The 26,061-nt window shown below is 71.6% G+C and carries 24 protein-coding genes and 3 tRNA genes; 12 read left to right on the forward strand and 15 right to left on the reverse strand.

Translation table 11 applies throughout. The features are described 5' to 3' along the window. Positions 1-2 precede the first annotated feature (2 nt). From FHR33_RS53700 to FHR33_RS41785, 8 genes are read left to right on the forward strand one after another with little or no spacing between them, the layout of a single operon-like run. The gene (locus tag FHR33_RS53700; RefSeq protein WP_446685814.1) at positions 3-1,742 is read left to right on the forward strand and encodes an SDR family oxidoreductase; all 1,740 of its coding nucleotides are present in this window, start codon (positions 3-5) and stop codon (positions 1,740-1,742) included. Continuing rightward, positions 1,735-2,628: an MFS transporter gene (locus FHR33_RS49400; protein WP_221241457.1), complete on the forward strand. Its 894-nt coding sequence runs from the start codon at positions 1,735-1,737 to the stop codon at positions 2,626-2,628. The genes FHR33_RS53700 and FHR33_RS49400 overlap by 8 nt, the downstream gene beginning before the upstream one ends. Further along, on the forward strand, positions 2,604-3,053 hold the full coding sequence (locus FHR33_RS49405; protein ID WP_221241458.1) for an MFS transporter: 450 nt from the start codon (positions 2,604-2,606) through the stop codon (positions 3,051-3,053). Before FHR33_RS49400 ends, FHR33_RS49405 begins: the two co-directional genes overlap by 25 nt. A 22-nt stretch (positions 3,054-3,075) precedes the next feature. Beyond that, positions 3,076-4,128, forward strand: coding sequence for a methyltransferase (locus FHR33_RS41765; RefSeq protein ID WP_183659646.1), 1,053 nt, complete (start codon positions 3,076-3,078; stop codon positions 4,126-4,128). Beyond that, on the forward strand, positions 4,125-4,961 hold the full coding sequence (locus tag FHR33_RS41770; protein WP_183659647.1) for a Cof-type HAD-IIB family hydrolase: 837 nt from the start codon (positions 4,125-4,127) through the stop codon (positions 4,959-4,961). The genes FHR33_RS41765 and FHR33_RS41770 overlap by 4 nt, the downstream gene beginning before the upstream one ends. After that, a complete protein-coding gene (locus FHR33_RS41775) occupies positions 4,958-6,166 on the forward strand; it encodes a class II D-tagatose-bisphosphate aldolase non-catalytic subunit (RefSeq protein ID WP_183659648.1) in 1,209 nt (402 codons plus the stop codon). Before FHR33_RS41770 ends, FHR33_RS41775 begins: the two co-directional genes overlap by 4 nt. After that, positions 6,159-7,148: a glycosyltransferase family 2 protein gene (locus tag FHR33_RS41780; RefSeq protein WP_183659649.1), complete on the forward strand. Its 990-nt coding sequence runs from the start codon at positions 6,159-6,161 to the stop codon at positions 7,146-7,148. Before FHR33_RS41775 ends, FHR33_RS41780 begins: the two co-directional genes overlap by 8 nt. After that, positions 7,145-7,786, forward strand: a complete 642-nt coding sequence (locus FHR33_RS41785; RefSeq protein WP_183659650.1) for a ribulose-phosphate 3-epimerase — start codon at positions 7,145-7,147, stop codon at positions 7,784-7,786. The genes FHR33_RS41780 and FHR33_RS41785 overlap by 4 nt, the downstream gene beginning before the upstream one ends. Positions 7,787-7,813: 27 nt before the next feature. Here FHR33_RS41785 and FHR33_RS41790 read toward each other — a convergent pair whose 3' ends face one another. The 9 genes from FHR33_RS41790 to FHR33_RS41830 form a co-directional block, all read right to left on the reverse strand. Continuing rightward, positions 7,814-8,836 carry a LacI family DNA-binding transcriptional regulator gene (locus tag FHR33_RS41790; protein ID WP_183659651.1) on the reverse strand — a complete coding sequence of 341 codons (1,023 nt, stop codon included), beginning with the start codon at positions 8,834-8,836 and terminating at the stop codon, positions 7,814-7,816. Between the two features lie 32 nt (positions 8,837-8,868). After that, complete coding sequence (locus tag FHR33_RS41795) at positions 8,869-10,305, reverse strand: GH1 family beta-glucosidase (RefSeq protein ID WP_183659652.1); 1,437 nt, start codon at positions 10,303-10,305, stop codon at positions 8,869-8,871. 97 nt (positions 10,306-10,402) lie between these two features. After that, positions 10,403-11,296: a carbohydrate ABC transporter permease gene (locus FHR33_RS41800; RefSeq protein ID WP_183659653.1), complete on the reverse strand. Its 894-nt coding sequence runs from the start codon at positions 11,294-11,296 to the stop codon at positions 10,403-10,405. Then, the gene (locus tag FHR33_RS41805; protein WP_183659654.1) at positions 11,293-12,267 is read right to left on the reverse strand and encodes a carbohydrate ABC transporter permease; all 975 of its coding nucleotides are present in this window, start codon (positions 12,265-12,267) and stop codon (positions 11,293-11,295) included. Before FHR33_RS41805 ends, FHR33_RS41800 begins: the two co-directional genes overlap by 4 nt. An 837-nt stretch (positions 12,268-13,104) precedes the next feature. Continuing rightward, positions 13,105-14,454 carry an ABC transporter substrate-binding protein gene (locus FHR33_RS41810; RefSeq protein ID WP_183659655.1) on the reverse strand — a complete coding sequence of 450 codons (1,350 nt, stop codon included), beginning with the start codon at positions 14,452-14,454 and terminating at the stop codon, positions 13,105-13,107. 786 nt (positions 14,455-15,240) lie between these two features. Then, positions 15,241-15,582 (reverse strand): hypothetical protein, encoded by a 342-nt coding sequence (locus FHR33_RS41815; protein ID WP_183659656.1) that lies wholly within the window; start codon positions 15,580-15,582, stop codon positions 15,241-15,243. A 907-nt stretch (positions 15,583-16,489) separates the two neighbouring features. Continuing rightward, on the reverse strand, positions 16,490-17,452 hold the full coding sequence (locus FHR33_RS41820) for an alpha/beta hydrolase (protein ID WP_183659657.1): 963 nt from the start codon (positions 17,450-17,452) through the stop codon (positions 16,490-16,492). Positions 17,453-17,726: 274 nt separating this feature from the next. After that, positions 17,727-18,491 (reverse strand): VOC family protein, encoded by a 765-nt coding sequence (locus tag FHR33_RS41825; protein WP_183659658.1) that lies wholly within the window; start codon positions 18,489-18,491, stop codon positions 17,727-17,729. A gap of 42 nt (positions 18,492-18,533) precedes the next feature. Further along, positions 18,534-18,866, reverse strand: a complete 333-nt coding sequence (locus tag FHR33_RS41830; protein ID WP_183659659.1) for a DUF3140 domain-containing protein — start codon at positions 18,864-18,866, stop codon at positions 18,534-18,536. An 81-nt stretch (positions 18,867-18,947) separates the two neighbouring features. On the opposite strand from FHR33_RS41830, the gene FHR33_RS41835 reads away from it, so the two are divergent. The 4 genes from FHR33_RS41835 (at position 18,948) to FHR33_RS41855 (ending at position 22,881) form a co-directional block, all read left to right on the forward strand. Then, positions 18,948-19,196 carry a hypothetical protein gene (locus FHR33_RS41835; protein WP_183659660.1) on the forward strand — a complete coding sequence of 83 codons (249 nt, stop codon included), beginning with the start codon at positions 18,948-18,950 and terminating at the stop codon, positions 19,194-19,196. A 49-nt stretch (positions 19,197-19,245) separates the two neighbouring features. After that, on the forward strand, positions 19,246-21,252 hold the full coding sequence (locus tag FHR33_RS49410; RefSeq protein ID WP_221241459.1) for a dihydrodipicolinate synthase family protein: 2,007 nt from the start codon (positions 19,246-19,248) through the stop codon (positions 21,250-21,252). After that, the gene (locus FHR33_RS41850; RefSeq protein WP_183659662.1) at positions 21,249-21,974 is read left to right on the forward strand and encodes an SDR family NAD(P)-dependent oxidoreductase; all 726 of its coding nucleotides are present in this window, start codon (positions 21,249-21,251) and stop codon (positions 21,972-21,974) included. The genes FHR33_RS49410 and FHR33_RS41850 overlap by 4 nt, the downstream gene beginning before the upstream one ends. A 100-nt stretch (positions 21,975-22,074) precedes the next feature. Continuing rightward, a complete protein-coding gene (locus FHR33_RS41855; RefSeq protein ID WP_183659663.1) occupies positions 22,075-22,881 on the forward strand; it encodes an IclR family transcriptional regulator in 807 nt (268 codons plus the stop codon). On the opposite strand, the gene FHR33_RS41860 is transcribed toward FHR33_RS41855, so the two are convergent. The 6 genes from FHR33_RS41860 to FHR33_RS41885 all read right to left on the reverse strand — a co-directional run bounded on the left by FHR33_RS41860 (position 22,871) and on the right by FHR33_RS41885 (position 25,980). Beyond that, on the reverse strand, positions 22,871-23,380 hold the full coding sequence (locus FHR33_RS41860) for an O-acetyl-ADP-ribose deacetylase (RefSeq protein ID WP_183659664.1): 510 nt from the start codon (positions 23,378-23,380) through the stop codon (positions 22,871-22,873). The two genes, FHR33_RS41855 and FHR33_RS41860, sit on opposite strands and share 11 nt — an antisense overlap. Positions 23,381-23,505: 125 nt before the next feature. Further along, positions 23,506-24,909: a dihydrolipoyl dehydrogenase family protein gene (locus tag FHR33_RS41865; protein ID WP_183659665.1), complete on the reverse strand. Its 1,404-nt coding sequence runs from the start codon at positions 24,907-24,909 to the stop codon at positions 23,506-23,508. Positions 24,910-25,022: 113 nt separating this feature from the next. Further along, positions 25,023-25,097, reverse strand: a tRNA-Val gene (locus FHR33_RS41870). Position 25,098: 1 nt separating this feature from the next. Beyond that, positions 25,099-25,169, reverse strand: a tRNA-Cys gene (locus tag FHR33_RS41875). Positions 25,170-25,197: 28 nt separating this feature from the next. After that, positions 25,198-25,269 (reverse strand) — tRNA-Gly (locus FHR33_RS41880). Positions 25,270-25,329: 60 nt separating this feature from the next. Further along, positions 25,330-25,980 (reverse strand): ACT domain-containing protein, encoded by a 651-nt coding sequence (locus FHR33_RS41885; protein WP_183659666.1) that lies wholly within the window; start codon positions 25,978-25,980, stop codon positions 25,330-25,332. Positions 25,981-26,061 lie beyond the last annotated feature (81 nt).

Consider the following 26,061-nt stretch of genomic DNA (forward strand, 5'->3'; position numbering starts at 1 on the left):
AGGTGGAGGCCGCCATCGCCGCCCACCCGGGCATCGCCGACGCCGCCGTGATAGCGAAGGACGACCGCCTGATCGCCTACCTCACCCTCACACCGACAACCCCGACTTCCCCGACCTCCGCCACCACTTCCCCGACCTCCGCCACGCCGATCTCCGCGAACGCGGCGGATGCCGTCGGGAGAGCCGGTGGGGCGGGGGAGCGGGAGGGCGGTGTGCTCGAAGGGCTGCGACGGCGGCTCAGGGGCCGGTTGCCTGGACACCTGCTGCCCTCCCAGTTCATCGTCGTGCCCGCCATCCCGCGGACGGCGCACGGCAAGGTGGACCAGGCCGCGCTCCCGCCCCCCGACCGGCGGACCGGCGAGCACGTGCCGCCCGTGGGCGCCGTCGAGACGGCTCTCGCGCGGGTGTGGGCGCAGGCGCTCCGCGTGCCCGAGGTGGGAAGGACCGACAACTTCTTCGAGCTCGGCGGGCACTCCCTGCTGGCCGCGAGCGTCGTCGCGCAGACGCGTCGCGTCCTCGGCGTGGAGGTCCCGCTGCGCGCCCTGCTGGAGAGCGCCGACCTGTCCGACCTCGCCGCCCTGATCGAAGGCCACCGCGTGACGGAGGACGACCCCGACCTCGCGGCCGAGGCCGCTCTCCCCGCAGACCTCGTAACCCTCGCGAAGACCCGTGAGGTCCTCGCGACGCCGGCGACGAGCCCGTCTGCCGTGCTCGTCACGGGCGCGACCGGCTTCCTCGGCGCGCACCTGGTCGCCCAGCTCGCCGCCCGCACCGAGGCCGACATCCTCTGCCTCGTCAGGGCCTCCGACGAGCGCGAAGCCGCGGCGCGGGTGCTGGACAACCTCCGCTCCCACGGCCTGGAAGCCGATCCGGCGAGGATCGTCGGGGTGCCGGGAGATCTGGCCCAGGAGCGGTACGGCATGACGCCGGACGCCTTCGCGGCGCTGGCCCGCCGTACCGGCGTGATCTGTCACAACGGCGGCAGGGTGAACTTCGCGGAGAGCTACGCCAGGCTGCGGCCGGTCAACGTCGCCGGCACGCTGGAGGCGATGCGGCTGGCCGCGCTCGGAGGATCCCGTCTGCACCTGGTCTCCACGCTCGGCGTCTTCCTCGGCGACGCCCACAGGGGCAGGCCGGTCACCGAGCTGGACCCTCCCGACGATCCCGAGGGGCTGGGCAGCGGCTACGACCAGAGCAAATGGGTCGCCGACAGGCTCGCCCGCGAGGGCAGGACGGCGGGCCTGCGGGTGTCGGTGCACAGGCCCGCCAGGGTGAGCGGCGACAGCCGTACGGGAAGGGGCAACGCGGGCGACTACTTCAGCCGCCTGCTGGCCACCTGCGCCGCCCTCGGCGCGGTGCCCGACCTGCCGTTCGAGGAGGATCTCGCGCCCGTCGACTACGTCGCGGCCGGGATCGCGCACCTGGTGGTCACGAGCGACGCCGACGGCGAGCACCACTACTTCAACGGCGCGACCATCTCCTACGCGGGCATCGCGCGGGCGATGGGCGCCGACCTGATGCCGTGGGGCCGGTGGAGGTCGGCCGTCCTGGAAGGGGGCGAGCGGCTGCCGCTGGCGCCGTTCGCGGCGACGCTGCCGGAGCAGACGCCGCGCTTCGAGCGCCCGCTGTTCGACTGCGGACGCACCGAGAAGCTCCTTTCTGCGGCGGGCATCACCTGTCCGCCCGCCGACACCGCCCTGCTGGACAGGTATCTGGGCCACCTGGCGGCCGGTCGTGAGTGAGCGCGCGGACATGATCCGCTTCGCGGGCATCTGGACCGCCTCCCTGCTCTCGGGCGTCGGCTCCAGCCTGACCGCCTTCGTGCTCGGCGTGTGGGTGTACCAGACGACGGGCTCGCCGACCCAGTTCGCGCTGGTCATGCTCTGCGGGCTGCTGCCCGGCATCCTGATCGGCCCGTTCGCGGGGATGGTGGCCGACAGGTTCGACAGGCGGTGGGTGCTGATCGTCACCGACTGTCTCGCCGCGCTGCCCACCGCCGCGGTGGCCGCGCTGGTGAGCGCGGACCTGCTGGAGGTCTGGCACCTGTGCCTCGCGACGGCGATCAGCGCGGCGTGCGGGACCTTCCACGTGACGACCTACCAGGCGATGACCCCGCTGCTGATCCCCGCGAAGCACCTCGGCAGGGCCAACGGCCTCATGCAGCTCACGGCGGCCTCGCAGATCGCCGCGCCGGTGCTGGCCGGAGGGCTCATGGTGGCCATCGGCATGGCGGGGGTGCTGGTCGTGGACCTGGGCACCTTCAGCGTGGCCGTCCTGACGCTGCTGCTGGTCAGGCTGCCCGCGGCCGTCCTGCGGCCCAACCAGGGCAGGGACAGGCCCGCCGTCGGGGCCGACCTCGCGTGGGGGTGGCGGCACCTGCGGGCCAGGCCCGCGCTGATGGGCCTGGTGCTCGTCCAGACCGGGTTCAACTTCGTGTTCGCGGTCGCGGGGGTGCTCGTCCAGCCCCTGATCATGTCGTTCGCCTCGCCCGGCGTGCTCGGCGTGCTGATGTTCGCCGGGGGCGCGGGCATGTTCGCCGGCGGCCTGTTCATGGCGGCGTGGGGCGGGGCCCCGCCCGGCGGGTCGGCGGGATGGCGCTGTTCATGGCGCTCGGCAGCCTCTTCCTGATGGCCCACGCCCTGCGGCCCTCGCCGCTGCTCGTGGGGGTGGCCGCCGCCGCCTTCCTGTTCACGCTGCCTGTCGTCAACGGGTGCGCGCACACCGTCATGCAGGCCAAGGTCGAGCGGGACGTGCTCGGCAGGGTCCTCGGCACCGCGCACTCGCTGGGCGCGGCGGCCACGCCCATCGCCTACCTGCTGGCCGCCCCACTCGCCGAGTACCTGGCCGACCCCCTGCTACGGCGGGACGGCGCGCTCGCCGGCAGTCTCGGCGCGGTCGTCGGTGTGGGCGAAGGCAGGGGCATCGCCCTGGTCCTGCTCGCCGACGGGGTGCTGCTGGCCGCGCTGGCCGCCGCCGTCGTCCTCGCCCCCCGGCTTCGCACGCTGGAGAGCGCTCTGCCCGACGCCGCGCCTCAGAGCGTCACCACTGGCTGACCGCACCGCAGAAAGGACCCGTATGCCGCTCGCCCTGCCGCCCGACGAGGCCCGCGCCTTCCTCCAGGGACAGGCGCCCGCGCCGATGCTCGACCTGGTCGGCATGATGGCCTGCCACGCCGTCACCGCCGGGCTGCGCCTGGGCCTGTTCGACGCGCTGGCCGAGGGAGCGCGCGACCTCCCCTGGCTGTCCGCCGAGCTGAAGGCCGACCCCGAGGCGCTGACCCTGCTGCTCGACCTGCTCGTCCGCACCGGATACCTGGAGCGGGAGGAGCACGGCTACGCCAACAGCGCGGCCTCCGCCGCCTCGCTGTGCACGGGCTCTCCCACCTACTACGGCCACGTCCTGCCGGTGTGGCACGCCATCGTCGGCGAGCTCTGGGACGGCCTGGCCGATGCCGTACGGACGGGCCGCCCGCCCGGCGGCTTCTACCCCTGGCTCGAACAGCGGCCCCGGCTCTCCGCGGCCTTCCACACCCTGCAGGGCGGCCTGGCCTCCTGGCTGGCCGAGGAGGTCGTCGAGCTGGCCGGACCCCTGGAGGGCGCGACCTGCCTGCTCGACCTCGGCGGCGGCCACGGACTGTACAGCGAGGCGTTCTGCCGCGCCCACCCCCGGCTGACGGCCACCGTGGTGGACCTGCCCGGCGCGCTCGAGGACGGCACGACGCACGAGCGCGTCACCCGCCACGCCGCCGACCTCGCCAAGGAGGGCGTCGACGGGGAGTACGACGTGGTCCTGCTGTTCAACGTCCTGCACGGCTTCCCCGAGGACGAGGCGAGGGGCCTGCTGGCTCGGGCGGCGGGCGCCGTACGGCAGGGCGGCCGGTTGCTGGTGCTGGAGACCGTGCTCGAACCCACGGACGAGCACAGGGGAGGGCAGGCGGAGGCGGCCTTCACGGCGGGCTTCTCGCTCAGCCTCTGGCACACGCAGGGCGGCGCGGTCCGCCCCGCGCGGACGATCGAGGACTGGCTCGGTGAGGCCGGCTGTGTCGCGCTCGCCCGTCACGAGCTGAGCCGCTCGGCCACGCACACGCTCTTCATCGCCGCCCCCGCCGGACGGGAGGCGCTCCGATGACGCTCGGATGGAACGACTCCGTGGGGCTCGTCGTCGCCGACGTGGACGACACTCTCGCCCCGCCCTTCCACGACCTCGGCGACGAGCTGGCCGACGAGCTGACCGCCCTGCTCGCCTCGGGGGTCAGGGTGCTGCTGGCCAGCGGGGCGGGGCTGGAGGGGATCAGGGAGAGGGTGGTCTCCCGCCTGCCCGCCGAGCTGCGGGCAGGCGTCCTGGTCGCGCACTGCAACGGCGCCGAGGTGTACGGCTTCGACGAGCGCGGCGAGCAGCGCGAGCAGGTCATGTTCTCGGTCGTCGACGCGGCTCATCGCGCGACTCTGCGCGGCGCGGTCCACATGGCCGAGCTGCTCATGAAGGAGTTCGATCTCGCCCACGCCGAGGGCCGGCCGAGCCGGGGCGCCGCGCTGCTCGACGACAGGGGCGTGCAGGTCACCCTCGACCTGAGCGGGCCCGCCGAGCGCGACCCGGTGCTCGCCAGGGCCCGCGAGCTGCTGGAGGAGAGCGGCCTCGACGTGGAGGCCCGTCCCGGCGGCGCCTCCGCCGTCGACCTCGTGCTGCCCCACGTGGACAAGGGCCACGCCGTACGCGCGCTGATCGGCTGCGGCCTCGCGGGGCCCGGCGAGGTCGAGGTCTGGGGCGACCAGTTCTCCGTGCGCGGGGGCGGCGCCGACGTGGCCATGGCCATGGCGGTGCCTCAGGGGAGCCGAGTGATCAGCTTCAGGGCCGTGCCGCCGTGCGACGTGCCCGCCGTACCCGGCATGCGGATCTGGCCAGGTCCGCGCCATCTCGACGAAGGCGTCCTCGATCACCTGAGAACAAGGAGAAACCGATGAAGATGGCGCGGTTGTTCGACGACCATGCCCGCGAACCTTTCACGCTCCTCGGCGTGGGACCGATGAGCCCTACCGTGGTGGACGCCTCCATCGAGTGCGCGGCCGAGCACGACGCGCCCATCGTGTTCATCGCCAGCCGCAACCAGGTCGAGGCGCGCGACCTCGGCGGCGGGTACGTCGCGGGATGGACCTCGAGAGATCTTCGGGAGTACGTGCGGGAGCGGGCAGAGGCCCACGGCCACGCGGGACCCCTCTACGTGGGTCGCGACCACGGCGGCCCGTGGCAGCGCGACGACGACCACCGGGCGGGCCTCGGCTGGGAGGAGGCGATGGACAGCGCGATGCGCTCCTACCGCGAGGACATCGAGGCCGGCTTCGACTACCTGCACATCGACACCGCCAAGGACCCCGCCTTCCCCCGCGGCGTGCCGCTCGACCTGGCCGCCGACCGCGCCGTCCACGTGCTGCGCGAGGTCGAGGCCTTCCGCGCGGGTGGCGGCCATCCCGAGGTGGCCTACGAGGTCAGCCTGGAGGAGGCCAACGGCACCAGCTCCACCCCCGCCGACTTCGCCTACTTCATGGACACGCTGCTGAAGCGCGTCGAGCACCACGGGCTGCCCAGGCCGCTGTTCATGGTCGGCAACACCGGCACACTCACCGGGTTGAGCCAGGCCGGCCGCGTCGACTTCGAGACGGTCGGCGCGCTGGCCGAGACCGCCGCGCGGCACGGGGTCGTGCTGAAGGAGCACAACGCCGACTACCTCCCCTTCGACGACCTGGCCAGGCATCCCGCCGCGGGCATCGGCATGGCCAACGTCGCACCGGAGTTCGGCCGGCTGCAGACCGAGGCGCTGCTGCGCCTGGCGGCGCTGGAGGGCGCCGCCTGCCGCCGCCGCGGGCTGCCGGGCTCGGCCTTCGGCGAGATCCTGACCGACCTCGTCTTCCGCTCCGACCGCTGGCGCAAGTGGGTCCGCTCGGGTGCGGACCTGGCCACCAGCGACGCGGTCGTACTGGCCAACGGCCACTACTTCGACAGCCACCCGTCCGTACGGCAGGCGCGCGCGGTCCTGATGCGCAACTGCGCCACCATGGGCATCTGCGCCGACCCCGCGGGCTTCGTCCGCCATTCGATCAAGGAGGGGCTGCGCCGCTACCTGTTCGCCTTCGAGCTGACCGGACGCAACCAGGAGCTGTGCGTTGCCTAGCCCCGCCGCCTTCGTCATCCCCTTCTGGTCGGACGGCCGGCCGCACCGGCTGCGCTACCTGCGGGAGGCGCTCGACAGCGTCGCCGCGCAGACCGACCCCGATGTGCTCGCCATCGTCGTCGACGACGGCTCGGACAGCGAGCGCGACCTGGCCGAGCTGACCGGATGGGCCGAGCGCGACGACCGGCTCCTGCTGGTCAGAGCCGCCGACAACAGGGGCCCCGGCCGCTGCCGCAACCTCGGCGTCGCCGCCGCCCGGCGCGCAGGCGCCGAGCTGATCTGCTTCCTCGACTCCGACGACCTCGCCCACCCCGCAAGGGTCGCGACCGCCCGCGCGATGCTGGCCGCCGACCCCGAGGCGGACGTGGTCTACTCGGGCTTCACGGTGATCGGCGACGACGGGGCCCCGGTGCCGAAGGAGCGCCTGATCAGCGGCATCCGGATCATCATGGACGACATCGACCGGCGCCCGCTGGAGGGCCACGACTGCTGGATCCCCATCGCCGTCGAACGCGACAACCTGACCATCCCCTCCGCGCTCAGCGCCCGCACGACGCTGGCGGCCGCCGTGCCCTTCCCCGAGCACTGCCGCTTCTTCGAGGACACCCACACGTGGCTGCGCTACTCCGCCCACGGCGCCAAGATCCTGTTCGCGCCCGGCACGCCGTCCCGTTACCGCGTGCCCGACGACACCAAGGGCAGCGAGTCGCGGCTCAGGGCGGGCGGCATCGAGGCGTTCAACAGGCTGAGGGTGGAGGTCACCGCGCCGGGCCTGGCCGAGGCGGTGCGGCTGGCCGTACGGCGGGGCGTCATCGACGAGGCGCGCGGGCTGGCCGTCCGCACCAGATACCTGCTCAACGTGGCGGCGATGCTGAGGCTCGAGGGCAGCCACGAGACCGCCGACGATCTCGTACGGCAGGCGCGCGAGCTGTCGCCCGCCGACTACGCCGCCTACCGCGGGCGCTACGAGGTGGACGCGTGAAGGCCTTCGTCTCGCTGTGGTCGGCCGACCCGCTCGACATCGGAGGCGACATCGACCGCGTGGCGGGCCATGCCGACGGCTTCCACATCGACGTCACCGACGGGCATCTCACCCCGCAGCTGCTGTTCGGTCCCGACTTCGTCGCCGCCGTGCGCAAGCGGACCGAGCTGGCGATCGAGGTCCATCTCATGGTCACGAACGCCGACGTCTGGATCGGCCCCTTCCTCGAGGCGGGGGCCGACATCGTGACCGTGCACAGGCGAAGCACCCGCGACCTGCCCGCCACACTCGCCCGCGTGGCCGACGGCGGCGCCACGCCCGGGCTGGCCGTGGAGACGCACGAGCCGGTGGGCGACGTCAGCGCCCTCGCGGGCGCCTTCGACCGGCTGCTGCTCATGGGCACCGAGATCGGCGTCAAAGGGGTGGAGGTCGACCCCCTCGTGTACGGCAGGATCGGCGAGGCCGTCGCGCTGCGGGAGGGCATGGGCGGCTTCGACCTCTTCGTGGACGGCGGGATCAGGCAGCACACGGTCGGGCTCATGGCGGCGGCGGGCGCCGACGGCGTGATCCCCGGCAGCCTCGTCTACGGCGCCCCCGACCCCGCCGCCCGTCTGTCCTGGCTGCACGGCCTCCGCTGAGCCGCGTCCCTGCAGTCCGCTCTGGGCTCAGGCCGAGTCGCGGATCACGAGGTGGGTGTCGAGGATCACCACCGGCTGCTCGAGCCGTTCGCCGTTGATGCGGGAGACGAGGAGATGGGCCATCTGGCGGCCCATCGCCTCCGAGGGGTTGTGGACGGTGGTGAGCGCGGGCGAGGAGTGCGCCCCCGCGGGAGAGTCGTCGAAGCCGATCACCGCCACGTCTCCCGGCACGTCCTTGCCGCTCTCCTTGAGCACCCTGATCGCGCCCAGCGCCATGGGGTCGGAGGCGGTGAAGACGGCGTCGAGCTCGGGATGCTCGGCCAGCAGCGTGCGCATGGCCGTCATGCCGCTCTCCTCGCTGAAGTCGCTGCCGTAGATCACGATCTCCTGCAGCCCCGTGGCCAGCAGCGCGTCGCGGTAGCCGGCGAGGCGGTCCACGCCTACGCCCATGTCCTGAGGGCCCGCGATCGTGGCGATCCTGCTGCGCCCTTTGGAGACGAGGTACTTCACCGCCTGCCTGGCCCCGCCCCTGTTGTCCATGTCGACGTAGCTGTAGGGAGCCAGGCCGACAGGCCGGCCGCCGAGCACGGTCGGCACGCCCAGCGCCTCGAGCCTGCCGGGCAGCGGATCGGCGCCGTGCAGCGAGATCAGCAGCGCCCCGTCGACGTGCTGCCCGGTGAGGTACTGCTCCAGACGCTGGTGCTCCTCCTGGGTCTGGGCCATCGCCAGGATGAGCTGCAGCCCCGTCTCGGCCAGCGCCGAGCCGATGCCGCGGATGGTGCCGGCGAAGAACGGCTCGTCGAACAGCCGCTGCTGGGTCTCGGAGACCACCAGCGCGACGGTGTCGGTGCGGCGCGTCACCAGCGTGCGCGCCGCCCTGTTCGGCACGTAGCCCAGCTCCTCGATGGCCTGCAGGACGGCCGTCCTGGCCCTGTCGCTGACCTTCGGCGAGCCGTTGATCACCCGTGATACCGTGCCGCGGCCGACTCCTGCGAGTGCGGCGACCGCCTCCAGCGTTGGGCGCACTGCGGCGTGGCGGTCCCCGTTCATGGATGTCTTCCCCTGTCCCTGAGTGTCAGCGCCTATTCTGCCGGAACGCGCAAGCCACCGGCCTTGATGGTCTCGGCATACCAGAGAGCGCTGTCCTTGGGAATCCTCCGTAGCGTCTCCCTGTCGACGTAGACCAGGCCGAAGCGCTTGCCGTAGCCCCACGCCCACTCGAAGTTGTCCATGAGCGACCAGGCGAAGTAGCCGCGCAGCGGCACCCCCGCCATGATCGCGGCATGGCAGGCGCCCAGGTGGGCGTCGAAGTAGGCCAGCCGGTCCCCGTCGTGGACGGCGTCCTCGGCGGTGAGCTCGTCGTCGAAGGCGGCACCGTTCTCCGAGATCACCATCGGGATGGCAGGGTACTCACGGGCCACCCAGGTGAGGATCTCCAGCAGGCCCGAGTCGTCGATCTCCCATCCCATCGAGGTGACAGGGCGTCCTGCGTTGACGAAGGAGACGTGCTCGCTGCCCACCCACGGCGAGCCGGAGTCGGTCGGCGCCGCGGCCGCCGAGGCCGCGCCGCCCGGCGTGCCCGACACGGTGAAGCGGCTGTAGTAGTTGACCAGCAGCAGGTCGAGCGGCGCCGAGATGGTCTCCATGTCGCCGTCCCTGATGAAGTCGAGCTCACCCACCGCGCGCAGGTCCTCCAGGACGTCCTGCGGGTAGCGGCCCTTGAGCAGCGCGTCCAGGAAGAAGCGGTTCTGCAGGCCGTCGATGCGGCGGGCGGCGTCCAGGTCGGCGGGCGAGCCGGTCTCCGGCGTGATCGCGTACAGGTTGACGCAGCCGCCGATCTGCGTGTCCTTGCCCTGCGCCCGCATCGCCCTCACGGCAAGGCCGTGCGCGAGGTTCAGGTGGTGCGCGGCGCGAACGGCCTGCGCGGGCTCGCGTCGCCCCGGCGCGTGCTCGCCCGAGGCGTACCCCAGGAACGCCGCGCACCACGGCTCGTTGACCGTGCTCCAGTGCCGTACGCGGTCGCCCAGCGCGTCGTGCATGGTGGCCGCGTAGTCAGCGAAGCGCAGCGCGGTGTCGCGGGAGGGCCAGCCGCCCGCGTCCTCCAGCGTCTGGGGCAGGTCCCAGTGGTAGAGCGTCAGCCACGGGTCGACGCCGTGGTCGAGCAGCTCGTCGGTCAGGCGGCGGTAGAAGTCGAGGCCAGACTGGTTGATCCGGCCCTTGCCGTCCGGCTGGATCCTCGGCCACGAGACGGAGAACCTGTAGGCCTTGAGCCCGAGCTCGGCCATCAGCTTCACGTCGTCGCGGTAGCGGTGGTAGTGGTCGACCGCCAGGTCGGCGTGCTCGCCGTTCAGCACCCGCCCCGGCCTGGAGACGAAGGTGTCCCAGATCGACCTGCCCCTGCCGTCGGCCGAGACCGCGCCCTCGATCTGGTAGGCCGAGGTGGCGGCTCCCCAGACGAAACCGGTGGGGAAGTCCAGGATGGCCGGTCCGGCCGAGGTCTGAGTCTCCTGCGTGGTCACGCAGCCTCCTCCTTCGTCGGTCGCATGACCGAGCTTCTGTTCTGGTGTCGGACCGCGAGGCGCGGGTTCGGGCGCGCAGCCACGGTGCCTGCCCTGCTCACGACTTGACCGCGCCGTCCATGAGGCCGCCGATGATCTGCCGGCCGAAGAAGACGAACACGAGCAGCAGCGGGATGATCGACAGGGCGGTGCCCGCGAAGACGAGCACGTAGTTGGTCGAGTACTTCTCGTTCAGCGCCCTGATCGCGACCTGCACGGTCGGGTTGTCGGCGCGCAGTATGATCAACGGCCACAGGAACTCGTTCCAGATCAGCATGAACGTCTGGATCGACAGGACGGCCATGCCGGGCCTCACGGCCGGCACGACGACGTTCCACCAGATGCGCAGCGTGCTCGCGCCGTCGACCCTGGCCGCCTCGATCAGCTCGCGCGGTACGGCCTGGCGGGTGTACTGGGTCATCAGGAAGACACCGAACCCGTTGACCAGGAAGGGCAGGATCACCGCCTGCAGGGTGTTCGTCCAGCCCAGCGTGACCATCATCTGGTAGAGCGGCACGACGCCCATCTGCTGCAGCGGCACCATCATGGTCAGCACCACCGACAGCAGCAGCACGTTGCGCCCGCGGAACTGCAGCGACGCGAACGCGAACCCGGCCAGCGTGGAGATGAGCACCACGGCCGCCGTCACGCTCGCCGTGACGATCACGGAGTTGATGATGCCGGTCATGAAGTGGGCGTTCTCCGCCGCGAAGACCGCCCTGACGTTCTCCCCGAGATTGCCGCCGGGCAGCAGCGGCGGCGGGATGCTGTGCACGTCGGCGTTCGACCGCGTCGCGATGATGATCATCCAGTAGATCGGGAAGATCGACAGGATCGCGGTGAAGCCGAGCATGACCTTGGTGAGCACCGTGGCCTTGAACACGTCGCCGGCCGCGGGCGTGGACGCCCTGCGGCGTCGTGCTCCCTGCCTGCTGTGCTGGAGCGTGGTCATCGTGATCTCCCAAGGCCCCGGGTGATGGCGAAGTTGATGAGCGCGGCGATGAGGATCAGCAGGAAGAGGATCCAGGCGGCCGCGGCGGCGTAGCCGTAGTCGAAGTCGCGGAAGGCCTCCTTGACGATGAACATCGCCACCGTCTGGAACTGGCCGACGGTGCCTCCCGTCATGCCGCCGCCACCGAAGATCACCGGCTCGGCGAAGAGCGTGAACCCGCCGATGGTCGACACGATCACGGTGAAGATGATCGTCGGCTTGAGCAGCGGCACCGTGATCGTCCAGAACTGGCGGCGGGGCGTGGCCCCGTCGATCGAGGCCGCCTCGTAGATGTCCTTGGAGATGGTCTGCATCCCGGCGAGGTAGATGATCGCGTTGTAGCCGGTCCAGCGCCAGTCGACCATGGTGGCGATGGCGATCCACGACGACCACTTCTGGTTCTGCCAGTGGATGGGCTCCACGCCCAGCGTGCCGAGCAGCCAGTTCACCAGGCCGTAGTCCCTGGCGTACAGCTGGGTGAAGATGACGCCCACCGCGACCACCGAGGTGACCAGCGGGATCAGCACGCTCAGTCGCAGCACCAGCCGGCCGCGCAGCCGCTTGTTCAGCGCGTTGGCCAGCAGGAGGGCGATCAGCAGCTGCGGCACGGTCGCCAGCACGAAGATGCCCACCGTGTTGCCCACGGAGTTCCAGAACTTGGTGTCGGCGAGCAGCTGGGTGTAGTTCTCCATGCCGATGAAGTCCCTGTCGCCGGCCAGCTGCCACTCGTGCAGCGACACCCACAGGGTGAAGACCAGCGGGAACAGTCCGAACAGGGCGAACAGCACGAAGTACGGCGAGACGAACAGGTAGGGGGTGGCCCGCATGTCCAGCCACGACAGCAGGTGTCGCCTGCCGGACTGGCGGTGCCGATGCGGGCCTGGAGGCACCGGACGGAGCCTGGTGCGGCCCGCGTCAACGTCGAGGCTCATCGCTGTCCCTTTCGTGGGATGGCGGCTGTGATGGTTCGTGAATGGCTTGTGGTGGGGTCGCGGCTTCGGTGGACGGCTTCTCGTGGGATGTGGCGGCCTTCGGGGGAAGCCCGCTTCCGCGGGCTAACCGAGTCCGCGGCTCCGATCAGGGACACGCCCTGGCCGGGCGAGCGCTTCCGGGAAGCTCGCCTCCCGCGAGAGGTGGGCTTCTGCGGCGGCCGCAGGAGGTCGGCTGTGGAAAGACGTTTCGGGAGAGGACTCCGCGAGGAGGCCGGTGCCTTTGAGAAAGGGCGTCTTCCATAGGGGTGATCTCCGGGGGAGGGCACCTCGTCTTGCGTGGATGGCTGGTTGCCGTGGGAAGGGTCCGTAGGCGGGTGATCTCCGTGGGAAGGCCGGCTCGTCTTGTGTGGATGGCTGGTTGCCGTGGGAAGGGTCCGTAGGCGGGTGATCTCCGTGGGAAGGCCGGCTCGTCTTGTGTGGATGGCTGGTTGCGTGGGAAGGGTCCGTAGGCGGATGACCTCCGTGGGAACGCCGCCTCGCCCTCCACCGACGGCCGATTCCCATGGGAAGGGTCTCCGTTCGCGGGCGATCTCCGTAAGACGGGTGCCTCGCCCTCCACGGACGGCAGGTTCCCTTGTGGGCGCCTTCCGCAGGCAGGTGGGCCCGTGCGTGGGAGGAGCGCCTTCGCCTTCATGGACGGCGGTTCCCGTGGGAAGGGTCTTCTCAGGAAGTCGCCTGTCAGGGATGGCTTCCCCGGGGGCTCTTCGTGGGAGGGCGGCCGGAGGCGGTGACCATGCCCGCTCCGGCCGCCCCGATCGGGGGGCGTGGGCTGCCGGGTCAGCCGGCCGCCATCTGACCCTCAGCCACGAACTTCGCCCAGGCCTCGCCCCACTTCACCGAGCCCTGGTCGGCGCCCAGCAGCACCTGCTCGACGGCCGCGCGGACCTGGGTGTGCTTCTCTCCGAAGAAGATCGGGCTCACCGACTGCGTCGACTCGGCGAAGATCTTGCCGCTCGGCGCCTTGCTGAAGTAGTCGTTGACCGCGTCGGCGACCACGGGGTCCTTCTGACCGGCCAGGGTGCTCGGCACGCCGCCCGCCTCCTTGAACGCGTGCAGCTGACCCTCCTTGCCCGTGAGGTAGTTCAGGACCTCAGCGGCCTCCTTGGGGTGCTTGCTCTGCGCGGGGATCGCCAGCCAGGAGCCGCCCCAGTTGCCCGCACCGCCGGGCACGGCCGCGACGTCCCACTTGCCGGCGTTCTCCTCGCCGGCGTTGCCCGAGATCACGCCCAGCATCCAGCTCGGGCAGGCCATGGTGGCGAAGGAGCCGTTCTTCTGGCCCGCCGCCCACTCGTCGGTCCAGGCGGCGAGCTTGGCGCTCAGCCCAGCCTCGCTCAGCTTCTTGGTGAATTCGAAGGCCGTCTTGACCGCGGGGTTCGACTCGACGACGAGGTTCTGCTCCTTGTCGAAGTAGGTCAGGTTGCCGGCCTTGCCCGCCTCCTGGACCATCAGCGTGTTGAAGATGGTGACGGGGCCGTCGACGAAGCTGGTCTTCGGCAGCTTGGCCTTGAGCTGCTGGCCGACCTTCAGGTAGGAGTCCCAGTCGGGCCAGAGCTTGGCGACCTCCTCACGGTCGGTCGGCAGCCCCGCCTTCTTGAACAGGTCGCTGCGGTAGCACATGGCCATGCCGCCGACGTCGGTGCCGAGGGCGAACAGCTTGCCGTCCTTGTTGACGCCGGTGTTCCACTTCCACTCGGGGAAGTCGGCCTTGCGGCTGTCGAGGCCGTACTGCGCGAGGTCGACGAAGTGCTGCGGACGGGCGGCCATCTGGCCCATGCCGCTCTCGTCGATGCCGATGATGTCGCCCGCGCCGCTTCCCGCCTCCAGCCACTGGTTGACCTGCGGAAGGTACTCGGACTCGAAGTTGCCCGCGAGGTTGTCGTACTTGATCTGGATGTTCGGGTGGCTCTTGTTCCACTCCGCGACCGCGGAGTCGTAGCCGAAGTTCTCGCCGCTGCCGAAGGTCTGCACGGTGATGGTGACCTTCTCGGCGGGAGCGGACGCCGAGGACGTGGTGGCGGCGGTGCCGTCCCCCGTGGAGCCCGAGCCGCACGCGGCCGCGGTGACGGTCAGCACGCTCACGACGGCTGCGGCCGCGAGCGGCCTGCCGCGGTTCTTGCTGTTCAACATTCCGAACCCCTCATCCGAGTCATGGAAGGCGCGCCGCGATCGGTCCCCGATGCCACGATCAGGCCGCACTGTGTATTTGGGAGCGCTCCCACGAAGATTGGCGGAACTGTGCGAGAACGTCAATGTCCCGAGATGTAACCGTTACTGTTTCGGCGAGTTGTCGCCCCAAATCGCCACTGCCAGTAACAATCGGCGACCCGAATTATTGGGAGCGCTCCCAGATCATGACTGGTCGGTGGACGGTCTCACGAGGCCCTGCCTGCGGTTTCACGGCGGGACGGCGGCAGCGCGCTGTTCGTCTCCACGCGGGCCGCCCGTCGCCGGTGGCCTTCGGGTGGCGCGGGTGCGGCGAATCGGGGCCCGGGCATCGCCGACGGGGGCCTATGACGGGCTGCGTTCGGTTGGGTCGGTCTGGGCGGGCCGTCAGATGGCGTGGCAGACCCGGTGAGGGTGCACCGGGTCGCGGTCGGTGCCGGTGGCACGTGGATGGCGGCTGGGTGCTGGGGTGGTCAGCCGGTTCGTGGTGGGTCGGGTTGGGCGGGCGTCGGTCGTGGTGGGTCGGGTTGGGCGGGCCTTCGGTGGGGTGGCAGGCCCGGTGAGGGGGTGCGCGGGGGTCGCGGTCGGTTCGGGTGGCACGTGGATGGCGGTTGGGTGCTGGGGTGGTCAGCCGGTCGTGGTGGGTCGGGCTGGGCGGATTGTCGGTGGTGTGGCAGGCCCGGTGAGGTGTGCACCGGGTCTGCGTCGATTCCTGGCGGTACCTCAATCACCGCCGGGTGCCGGGCCTGCTCAGCCGGGGTAGCCGTTGCGCTGGTTGGCCTTCACGGCGCCCTGGTAGGCGTCGATCAGTCCCCAGATCCACAAGCCGAAGGCGACGGGCAGCAGCAGGAATCCGACGATGACGAACGTGAGCAGGAAGCCGAAGAACAGCGTCGCGAAGGAGCCCAGCAGGATGCCGACACCCTTGCCCGTGTCGCCGTTGATCATCGAGCCGACGCCGGGGAAGAAGAACGACAGCAGCAAGGAGATCGCGGGCTCCTTGCGGGCGGCGCGTGGGACGGGCATCCCCTGGTGGCCGTAGGGGACGGCAGGGTGTCCGAACGGGCCGGGGATCTGCTGGCCATAGGGCACGGGCGCGCCGGACTGCGCCCCGTAGGCACCGGACGCCTGCGAGCCGTATCCACTCGAGGGCTGGGGGCTGTAACCGCCTGAGGACTGGGCTCCGTAACCCCCTGAAGGGGTCGCGCCGTAGCCCGCTGAGGGCGGCGATCCGTAGCCGCCTGAGGGTTGGGCTCCATGACCGCTCGAGGGCTGGGCTCCGTAAGCACCCGAGGGTTGGGCTCCATGACTGCTCGAGGGCTGGGCTCCGTAACCGCCTGAAGGTTGGCCGTAGCCGTCCGCGGGGGGTGCGCTGTAGCCGCTGGCAGGCTGGGAGCCGTAACCGGATGACGAGGTCGCGCCGTATCCTCCGGAGGATTGCGCCCCGTAGGCACCGGACGCCTGCGAGCCGTATCCACTCGAGGGCTGCGCGCCGTATCCTCCCGGTGCGGGGGAGCCGTAGCCGCTCGACGGCTGCGCGCCGTAGCCAACCGGAGGTTGGGCGCTCCCGGATTGCGCGCCGTAACCGGATGCGGGCTGGGCTCCGTAACCTCCTGCGGGCGATGTGCCGTAGCTCCCTGCGGGCTGGAAGCCGTAGGCGACCGGGGCCTGCGCGTCGTAGCCGCCGGCGGGCTGCTGGCCGTAGCCGCTGGGAGGCTGCGCGCCGTATCCGCCCGGCTGGGAGGCGCCGTACGACCCGGAGGGCGCTTGCGTGCCGTACGGCTCCGCGGAGGCGCCCTGGGGATCAGGCGTGTGCGAAGGCGGTTCGCCGTACGGGTAGGACTGCTGGTCGGACAAGACGACCCCCGATAAGGAGACGGATTTTTGTCCCAGACTATGCCCCCCTCCAGCGAATCCACGGGAATTCCTGATCACTCTGGCCCTGTCCGTGGACTTCTGCCGCGGCTGTCGACGCTCGACGCGGGCGCCGAGAACGCGGTCAGCGGAGGAAGGCGCGGCGCAGGGCGGTGATGCGGGCCGCTCCCGCCGCGCGGCTCACCTCCACGTCGGGAACCATCAGGTCGAACCCGTGGAAGGCCCCGGGGTAGAGGTGGAACTCGGTGGAGACGCCCGCCTGGGCCAGGCGCTGTGCGTAGGTGAGGCACTCGTCGCGGAACACCTCCAGCTCCCCGACGTCGATGAACGACGGCGGCAGCCCCGACAGGTCGTCGGCCCTGGCGGGAGCCGCGTAGGGCGAGACGTCGTCGCCGCCCCGCCTGTCGCCGAGCAGTGAGGTCCATCCGAAGACGTTGGCCGCCCTGTTCCACACCACGGCCGTCTCGAACTGCACCGTCGAGGGCGTGTTGTCGCGGTCGTCGAGCATGGGGCAGACCAGCAGCTGGAAGGCGAGGTCGGGGCCGCCCCTGTCCCTGGCCAGCAGCACCGTGCCCGCCGCCAGCCCGCCGCCCGCGCTGGCCCCGCCGACCGCTATGCGTGTGGAGTCGATGCCCAGCTCGGCGGCGTTCTTGGCGGTCCAGAGCAGGCCCGCGTAGCAGTCCTCGATCGGCGCGGGGTCGGGGTGTTCAGGCGCGAGGCGGTAGTCGACCGACACCACCGCGCAGCCGACCTCCTTCACGAAGCGCCCGACGAAGGCGTCGTCGTGTTCGGGGCTGCCGATGACCATGCCGCCGCCGTGGATCCAGTACAGGCAGGGCAGGGCGCTCCGGTCGGACCCGGCGGGACGGTAGACGCGCAGCCGTACGTCGGGGGCGCCCTCGGGACCGGGCACCCTCACATCCTCGACGGTGACGAGCGGGTCGTCCACCGCGGACGCGGCGACCATGGCGGCGGCCTGGGCCCGCAGTGAGGGCAGGTCGGCGGGCGTCAGCGAGGCCGCGTCGGGCATCACCAGCTCCCCGATGGCGGCGGCGAGCTCGGGGTCGAGGTTGGGGTGGTGGGTCATCGGCGTGCAGCCTTCCGGTCGGGGACGTGCATCTCGATCGTGCGTGGCGGGGGTGGTTCCTCACAACCGCAAGGCGGAGATGAACCGCCATCCGCCCCGCCGAATGGCGGGAAACCGGCAGGGAGCCGCCATAGAACCGGCAGGGAACCGGCCGCGGAACTGGCATGGAGCTGGCCGCGAGCCGGCCGCGGAGCGGCCCGAATGACCCGCACGGCCAGGCGTCGAAGGCCGGCGGGGATCGGGTGGCGGTGAGCCGCCGGGGCTCTGCCGGAGGTCAGGGGGAGCTGGTGATCACGGAGAACCTGGCGCCGAACGGGTCGGCGAGGGTGGCGAACCTGCCCACCCCCTGAACCGACTCCGCCGGCACCACGACCGTGCCGCCCAGCTGCTGGGTCATGGATACCGTGCCGTCGCACTCGGAGACCTCGAAGTACGGCCTCCAGTGCGGCCCCTCGCCCTCCATCAGCTCGACGAGCCCGCCGAAGCTCGTGTCCTCGCTCTCACCCGTCGACAGCACCGTGTATGTCGCGGGACCCATCGGCACCGCCTCGGCCCTCCATCCGAAAACCGCCTGGTAGAACGGCAGGACCGCCTTGGGATCCGCGACGTGGAGCTCGAGCCAGCCCAGCGAGCCCGGCTCGGTGACCAGGTCGAGGCCCACCAGGTCGCCGGCCTGCCACACCCCGAACTCCGCGCCCGCGGGGTCGGTGAAGAGGGCCAGCCGCCCTCTGGTGAAGACGTCGGACGGCGCGGCGCGCACCCTGCCGTCGTGCCGCACGACCAGCTGCGCCGTGGCGTCGGCGTCGGGCGTGGCGAAGTAGGTGGTCCAGGCCGGCCTGGCGCCCTCCTCGGTGAGGGGCCCCATGGCCGCGACCGTCTTGCCCTCGTGTCGCAGGAAGCCGTAGTCGCCGCTGTAGGGGCCGGCGGGCTCGAACGACCAGCCGAAGACCCCCGAGTAGAAGGCGGCGGCCGCCTTCACGTCAGGCGCGCCGAGATCGAGCCAGTTCGGCGCTCCTGGAACGAACCGTGTGGTGAGCATGCCCCCAGCTTGACATCGCGCTCCGACAGATCGCGGGAGCGGCTAGGGACGCAGCGGGTCGTGCCCCACCGACATCAGGGCGTGGCGCCTGCGGTCGTCCTCGGCGGGTCCTTCGGCGTGGTCCTCGACGAACTCGATCGTGGCCCGCATGGTCGCAAGATCGTCGTCGGTGAGGTCGACCTTGCGCTTGCCCAGCACGTGCAGCACCTTCCTGCCGAGCTCGGCCGCCCCGAGCGACGGGCCGGGCCGGAAAGCCTCCTCGTCGGAGGCATCCGTCAGCAGCCAGACCCTCAGCTCCTCCGAGGTCATGTTGACGACCCGATGGAACTCCTCCCACAGCAGTTCACCGTCCGGGTCCACGCGTTCGCTCGTCATGTCCACCCCGCTACCCGCGTTTTCCCGCCGAAACCGGGTAGGTGGTCGCGGTCAACGCCACCGCGAGCGGGGAGGATGACGATGCCGCTCATCGACAGTGAGTGCGTCAGGAAGCTTCTGGAGTCGGGAGACCCGGACGCCACGCTGGTGTTCGTACGAGGCGACTGCGTCGTCATGCCAGGCGGCGAGGTCGACGACGCCCACCGGGGCCTGGTCATCGCCAGGCGCTCCGATCTGAGGGAGTTCGTCCCCGGTGAGCACGCCACCGAGCAGGAGCTCCAGACGCTCGCCGATCGTCTCGACAACGTGGTGAGAGATCTGGGTGCATAGTCACCGCTGAATGTGGAACTTGCATGCGTAATACGCCATAGTATTGCGCATGTTGCAAGTGAAGATCGAGCGAGTGGACACCTTCGTGGTGAAGCTCGTGCCCCCTGAGGCGTACCTGGGAGCCCATCCAGGGGAGGCGGAAGGGGGCTACTTCCTGCGCCCGCCATGGCGCAGCCTCTACTCCTCCCGCTTCGAGACCGTGCTGACGAGGATCACCTGCTCCGACGGCTCGTACGGCTGGGGCGAGGGGCTGGCCCCCGTCGCGCCCGAGGTGCTCAAGGAGATCATCGACAGGCTGCTCGCGCCCGCCCTGCTCGGGCAGGACCCTCGCAGGGTGCGTCCGCTGTGGACCAGGCTCGGCGGCCTCATGCGCGAGCGCGGCCACCTCGTCGGGCACCAGGCCGACGCCATGGCCGCCGTCGACATCGCGCTGTGGGACCTGGCGGGCAAGCTGCACGGCGCGCCCGTGCACGCCCTGCTCGGCGGCGCCTTCCGCGACGAGGTGCCGACCTACGTCTCGGGACTGCCGCGCCCCACCGACGCCGAGCGCGCCGCGCTGGCCGCCGAATGGGCGGGCCGCGGGGTCAGGGCCGTCAAGCTGCACCTGGGCAACGGCGTGGAGGAGGATCTGGCGACCTACGACGCGGTGGCGGCCGCGCACCCCGGCCTCAGGATCGCCATCGACGCGCACTGGGCCTACGACCTGTCGCAGGCGCTGCGCCTCGGCAGGGCGCTCGACGAACGTGGCGCCTGGTTCCTCGAGGCGCCGCTCGTCCCTGAGGACCTCGCCGCGCACCGCGAGCTCGCCGCCGCGCTGGCCACCCCCGTCGCCGTCGGCGAGGCGATGCGCAACCGCTACGAGTTCCGCGCCTGGCTGGAGGCCAGGGCCGTGGACCTGTGCCAGCCCGACGTCGGCCGCACCGGCATCACGGAGGCCATGGCCATCGCCGAGGTCGCCGCCGCCCACCACGTCCCCGTGGCCCCGCACCACTCAGTGGGGCTCGGCGTCATGGTCGCGGCGGGCGTGCACCTCGCCGCCGCCATCGAGGCGATGCCCGCCCTGGAGTACCAGCCGGGCACGATGGCCGTGGCCGACCGCGTCCTGACCGCCCCGATCGCCGGCGGCCCCCGTCAGCTACGCCCTGTCCGACACCCCTGGCCTCGGCGTCGAGGTCGACCTCTCCCAGATCGAGGAGCACCAGTGAGCCGCGGACTGATCCCCGTCCTCGCCACCCCCTTCCACCCCGACGGCACGCTCGACCTGCCCTCGCTGCGCCGCCTGGTGGACTTCCAGCTCGAGTCGGGCGTGGACGGCATGGCGGTCTTCGGCTTCGCCAGCGAGGGTTTCGCCCTCACCGCGGCCGAGCGCGCCGAGATCCTCGGCGTCGTCGCGGGCAACGGCGTCCCGGTGGTCGCCGGCGTCGGCTCCACCGGCACGCTCGACGCGATCGAGCAGGTCAGGGCCGCGGCCGAGCACGGCGCCGACGTGGTGATGCTGCTCCCGCCGTACCTGGTCAAGCCCAGCGGCTCTCAGGTGATCGACTTCTTCGGCGCGGTGGCCGCGGAGGGCGGCCTGCCGGTGATGATCCAGGACGCGCCCGCGCAGACAGGCGTGCCGATGCCGGTCTCGCTGCTGGTGGAGCTGCTGAAGCTCGAGGGCGTCGAGTCGGTCAAGATCGAGACCCAGCCGACCGCGCCCAAGGTTGGCGCGCTCGCCGCCGACTTCGCCGTCCTCGGCGGGCAGAACGCCCTGTTCGTCCTGGAGGAGTACGCGCGCGGCGCCGTCGGCACCATGCCCGCCTGCGAATTCCCCGACCTGCTCGCCCCCGTCCTGAGCACCTGGTCGGAGGGTGACCGCGCGGGGGCGCGCGCGGCCTTCACCCGGCTGCTGCCACTCATCAGGTACGGCCTGCAGCCAGGCATCGCCTGGTCGATCCACAAGCACGTGCTGGTCCGCAGGGGCATCATCGCCTCGGCCACGGTCAGACCGCCCGCGCTCGACGCCGACGCCGCCACCCTGGCCTGGCTCGACGACATCCTGGACGACCTGGCATGAGAGGCGTGCTGGTGATCGGCTCCAGCTCGCCGATCGGCCGCGCCATCGGCAGGGCCTTCGCCGCCGACGGCGACACGGTCGTCGGCGTGGCGCTCGAGGAGGTCGACGAGCCCGCCTTCACCAGGAGCCTGGTGCTCGACTGCGCGAGCGCGGAAGGGGCCGAGGCGGCCGTCGAGGCCGTGGCCGACGTCGCCGGCCGCCTGGACGTCGTCGTGCTCGCCGCCGCCGTCATGCCGGTCGCGCCGATCACCGAGACCACCGACGCGCAGTGGCGCGCCGCGCTCGACGCCGTGCTCGGCACCGCCTTCGCGGTCAGCCGCGCCGCCCTGCCCCGGCTGGCCGCCGGCCGCCAGGCTGACGGCGGCGCGATCGTCGCCGTCAGCTCGGTCAACGCCTTCCTCGCCGCGCCAGGACTGCCCGCCTACGCGGCGGCCAAGGCCGGGCTCGAAGGGCTGGTCAGGCAGCTGGCCCTGGAGTACGGTCCGCACGGCGTCAGGGTCAACGCGGTGGCTCCCGGCATGATCGGCGGCGAGGGCGTCCCCGACGCGGCGGCAGGCTATCCGCTGGGCCGTGCCGGCACCGCCGAGGAGGTGGCGCAGGCCGTGCGCTTCCTCGCCGGCGCCGGATTCGTCACGGGGACGGTCCTGCCCGTCGACGGCGGGCTGTCCATCGCCTCGCCCGCCGCCTTCCTGCGCGAGGACCTGCGCGGACGCTGGATCTGACGGCGGAGCGTCCCCGTCCCCCTTCACCCGGGGGACGGGACAGGATCCGATGTATCATCCGTCATCTGGATGACTTTCCTACGCATGAGATCGGAGGCCGATGCCCAGGCCCAGCACCCGCGAGGTCGGCGGCGGCACCCAGAGCGTCGAGCGCGCGCTGTCGCTGCTGCAAGCGTTCACGGCAGAGAGCCCCGAACGGAGGATCTCCGAGCTGGCCCAGCTCTCCGGCCTGGGCCAGTCCACGGTCTCGCGCCTGGTCGGCACCCTGGAGGCGCTCGGCTTCGTCACCCACGACGAGCGCAGCGGCCTCTACCGCCTCGGACCCACCGTCGTCGGGCTGGCAGGCGTCGCGCTCAACCAGTCGCCCGTGCACCGGCAGGCGCGCAGCCTCGCCCAGGAGCTGGCGGGGGAGCTGGGCCTCGGCGCCAACGTGGCCGAACGGCACGGCGACGCGCTGTTCTACCTGTGCCACTTCGAGGGCAGGCTGGCCCCCAGGGCGTACACGATGATCGGCAGCAAGGGGCCGCTGCACGCCACCGCGATGGGCAAGGCGCTGCTGTCCGACCTCGGCACGGACGACATCGAGGCCCTGATCGGCGCCGCCTACCCCGCCTACACCCCCAGGACCATCCGCGACTTGCAGGCCCTGACGGCCGAGCTGGACGAGGTCAGGACCCGCGGCTACGCCACCGAGGTGGAGGAGCTGGCCTTCGGGAGGGCGTGCCTGGCGGCTCCGCTGCGCGACCGCTCGGGCAGGGTGGTCGCGGCGCTGTCGGTGTCGGGGCCGCTGTCGGCCGTGGACCTGCCCAACCGCCAGGACGAGCTGGCGCTGAAGGTGATCGAGCGGGCCGACCAGATCTCCACGGGGCTCGGTTACTCGGCCGTCTCGCCGATGCTCACCCGCTGAGCGCGCGTTCGAAGGCGGCCAGCGCGTCCGCGCCGAACAGGACGAACCGCACCTCTTCCACCGAGGTGCTCGCCGCCCTGACCGTGGTGACGGCGACGCGGGCGGCGTCGTCCATCGGCCATCCGTAGATGCCTGCCGAGATCGCGGGGAAGGCCACGGTCGCCGCGCCCAGGGAGTCGGCGACCTTGAGCGACTCGCGGTAACAGGAGGCCAGCAGCGCGCTCCGGTCCTCCTCGCGCGAGTGGACCGGGCCGACCGTGTGGATCACCCAGCGGGCCGGCAGGTTCCCCGCGGTCGTGGCGACGGCCTGGCCCGTCGGCAGGCCGTCGCCGTACCTGGAGGCCCTGAGAGCGCGGCACTCGTCGAGGATGGCAGGACCGCCGCGCCGGTGGATGGCGCCGTCGACCCCGCCGCCGCCCATCAGCGAGGAGTTGGCGGCGTTGACGACGGCGTCCACCTCCTGCTCGGTGATGTCCCCCTGCACCGTCGTGATCCTCATACGGCGACACTATCCCCCGCGGCGAACGGGCGACCGGCTGCCACGGGCGGGAGATCCCGCCGCCACGGCCGAGCAGATCACGGCCGAGCAGATCACGGCCGAGCAGATGCGGGCGAGGCGACGCGTCAGAGCCCGTACTCCTCCAGCAGGCGCAGCCAGATCTCGCTGACGGCGGGGAAGGCGGGAACGGCGTGCCACAGCGTCTCCAGCGGCACCTCGGCCGTGACCGCGATGGTGGCCGCGTGCAGCAGCTCGGCGACCGCGGGCCCCGCGAAGGTGACGCCGAGCAGCACCCTGCGGCGCTCGTCGACGACCGCCTTCGCGCGGCCCTTGTACCCCTCGCCCATCAGCGAGGCGCCCGCCACGTTGCCCAGGTCGTACTCCACCACCCGTACCTCGAAGCCCTCGGCGCGGGCCGCCTCCTCCGTACGGCCGACCGCGCACACCTGCGGATCGGTGAACACGATCTGAGGAGCGCCGCGCCCGTCGGCGCTGTCGCGCAGCGAGGGGGCGTCGTCGGGGCGGCCGGCGGCGCGGGCGGCGATGACGTCACCGCACACCCGCGCCTGGTACTTGCCCATGTGGGTGAGCAGGTTGCGGCCGTTGACGTCGCCCACGGCGTACAGCCAGTCGGAGCCGGGGACCCGCATGCTGTCGTCCACCTCGACGGCACCGTCGAGGTCCAGGCCGAGGCCGTCGGTGGCGGGACGGCGGCCGGTGGCCACCAGCAGCTCGTCGGCCTCCACCTGCTCCCCGCCCGCCAGATGGACCGTGACGGGCCCGCCGTCCGACGCGCGCTCGACCCCCGTGACCTTCGCGCCCATGCGCACGTCGATGCCCGCCTCGCGCATCGAGTCGGCCAGCAGCTCCCCGGCGAAGCGCTCCATCCGCCCGAGCAGCCGGTCGCCGCGCACCAGCAGCGTCGTCTCGGTGGCGCCGAGGGCGTGCAGGGCCTGGGCCATCTCGCAGGCCACCACCCCGCCGCCGAGGACCACCAGCCTGCCCGGCACCTCGCTCACCGTCGTGGCGTCCCTGCTGAACCAGGGCCGCGCCGCCGCCAGCCCGGGAACGTCGGGGACGACGGGGACGCTGCCGGTCGCCAGGACCACCGCGTGCCTGGCCCGCAGCCGCGTCACCGTGCCGTCGGGGCCGGTCACCTCCACGAGCCGCTCGCCCGCCACGCGTCCCCTGCCGCGCACGAGGGTGGCCGGCAGGCCGGCGATCCAGCCGGCCTGGCCGCTGTCGTCGAGGCCGGCGACCGCCTTGTCCCTGGCGGCCAGGACGGCGGGCACGTCGATCGGGCCCTCCAGCCTCAGCCCGCGCACCCTGCCCACCTCGGCGGCCAGCTCCACGGGGCGCAGCAGCGCCTTGCTGGGGATGCAGGCGTAGTAGGAGCACTCACCACCCGCCAGATGATCCTCCACGACGGCGCACGACAGCCCGCCACGCACCACCCGCCCTGCCACGTTCTCACCCGCGGGACCGGCGCCGATGACGACGACGTCCACGTCCGTGCTCTGTTCCGTCATGCCTTCGAAGGTACGGCCTCAGCAGCCGGAGGGTCAGACGAGGGTCCGTGGCCGTCGAGGTCCGACCCCCGCGGGACAGCAGAAAGCCCCAGGTCGCTGACCTGGGGCTGCTCTGGTGGACGATACTGGGATTGAACCAGTGACCTCTTCCGTGTCAGGGAAGCGCTCTCCCGCTGAGCTAATCGTCCGAGGTGGAGACGGGATTTGAACCCGTGTGGACGGCTTTGCAGGCCGCTGCCTCGCCTCTCGGCCACTCCACCGAGCGAGGCCTACGATGTGGCCTCTCCGAGCGGAAGACGGGATTCGAACCCGCGACCCTCACCTTGGCAAGGTGATGCTCTACCACTGAGCCACTTCCGCGTTGCCGCACGTTCGCGGCGACAGAGAAAACTCTAGCGGAGTTTCCGAGCGGATGCGTCATCACTCGCCCCTGCGGAGCTGCCGTGCCACCATGCGCTCGGTCGACGGCAGGGTCAGGAAGATCTCCAGGATCCTGGTCAGGCGGTGCACCTCCATGCGGTGGAAGGCGGGCCCCTCCGAGCGGGCCAGCATGAGGGTGAGCGCCAGCGGGGGCAGGGGAGCGGCGATGATGTGCAGGCCCGACTCGAGCGTGGAGGCCACGGGCCTGGGCGGGGCGGCCTCGGGCAGCGGCACGTCGGCAGGGGCGCGCCAGCTGGAGTAGACCAGGGAGCGGGGCTCCTTGTCGGTGCCCGCCGCCGCCCAGTCGGCGCTGAAAAGGACGGGCATGGAGTCGATCAGCGTGGACAGCGCCCTGTCGCCCGCGGTGGTGATGTACTTGAGGATCTCCAGCTCGGGATAGGTGCCGGGGGCCTCGCGGGTGGTCCACACGCCCTCGACGGTCACACCGGGCACGCTCAGCAGGCTCTTGGCCAGCGCCTCCTTCGAGGTGCCGTCGGGGCAGAAGAGCGTGAAGTCGTCGAGCGCCCTGCCACCACCGCGTTCGAGCACGGTGACCTGGGTGATGTCGGTGCCTGCGACGCCCAGCACGCGGGTGATCTGACCGAGGGCCCCTGGCCTGTCGGGCAGCGCGATGCGCAGTCGCAGAAGCATCCATGGCCTCCGAATGTCGCTGGACGATCCCTGGCCACACCCTATCCGCGAATAACACTCACGGCTCGACGTGCGCTAGAA

Source organism: Nonomuraea dietziae, from assembly GCF_014195505.1.
In the GTDB taxonomy this organism is placed as follows: Bacteria; Actinomycetota; Actinomycetes; order Streptosporangiales; family Streptosporangiaceae; genus Nonomuraea; species Nonomuraea roseola.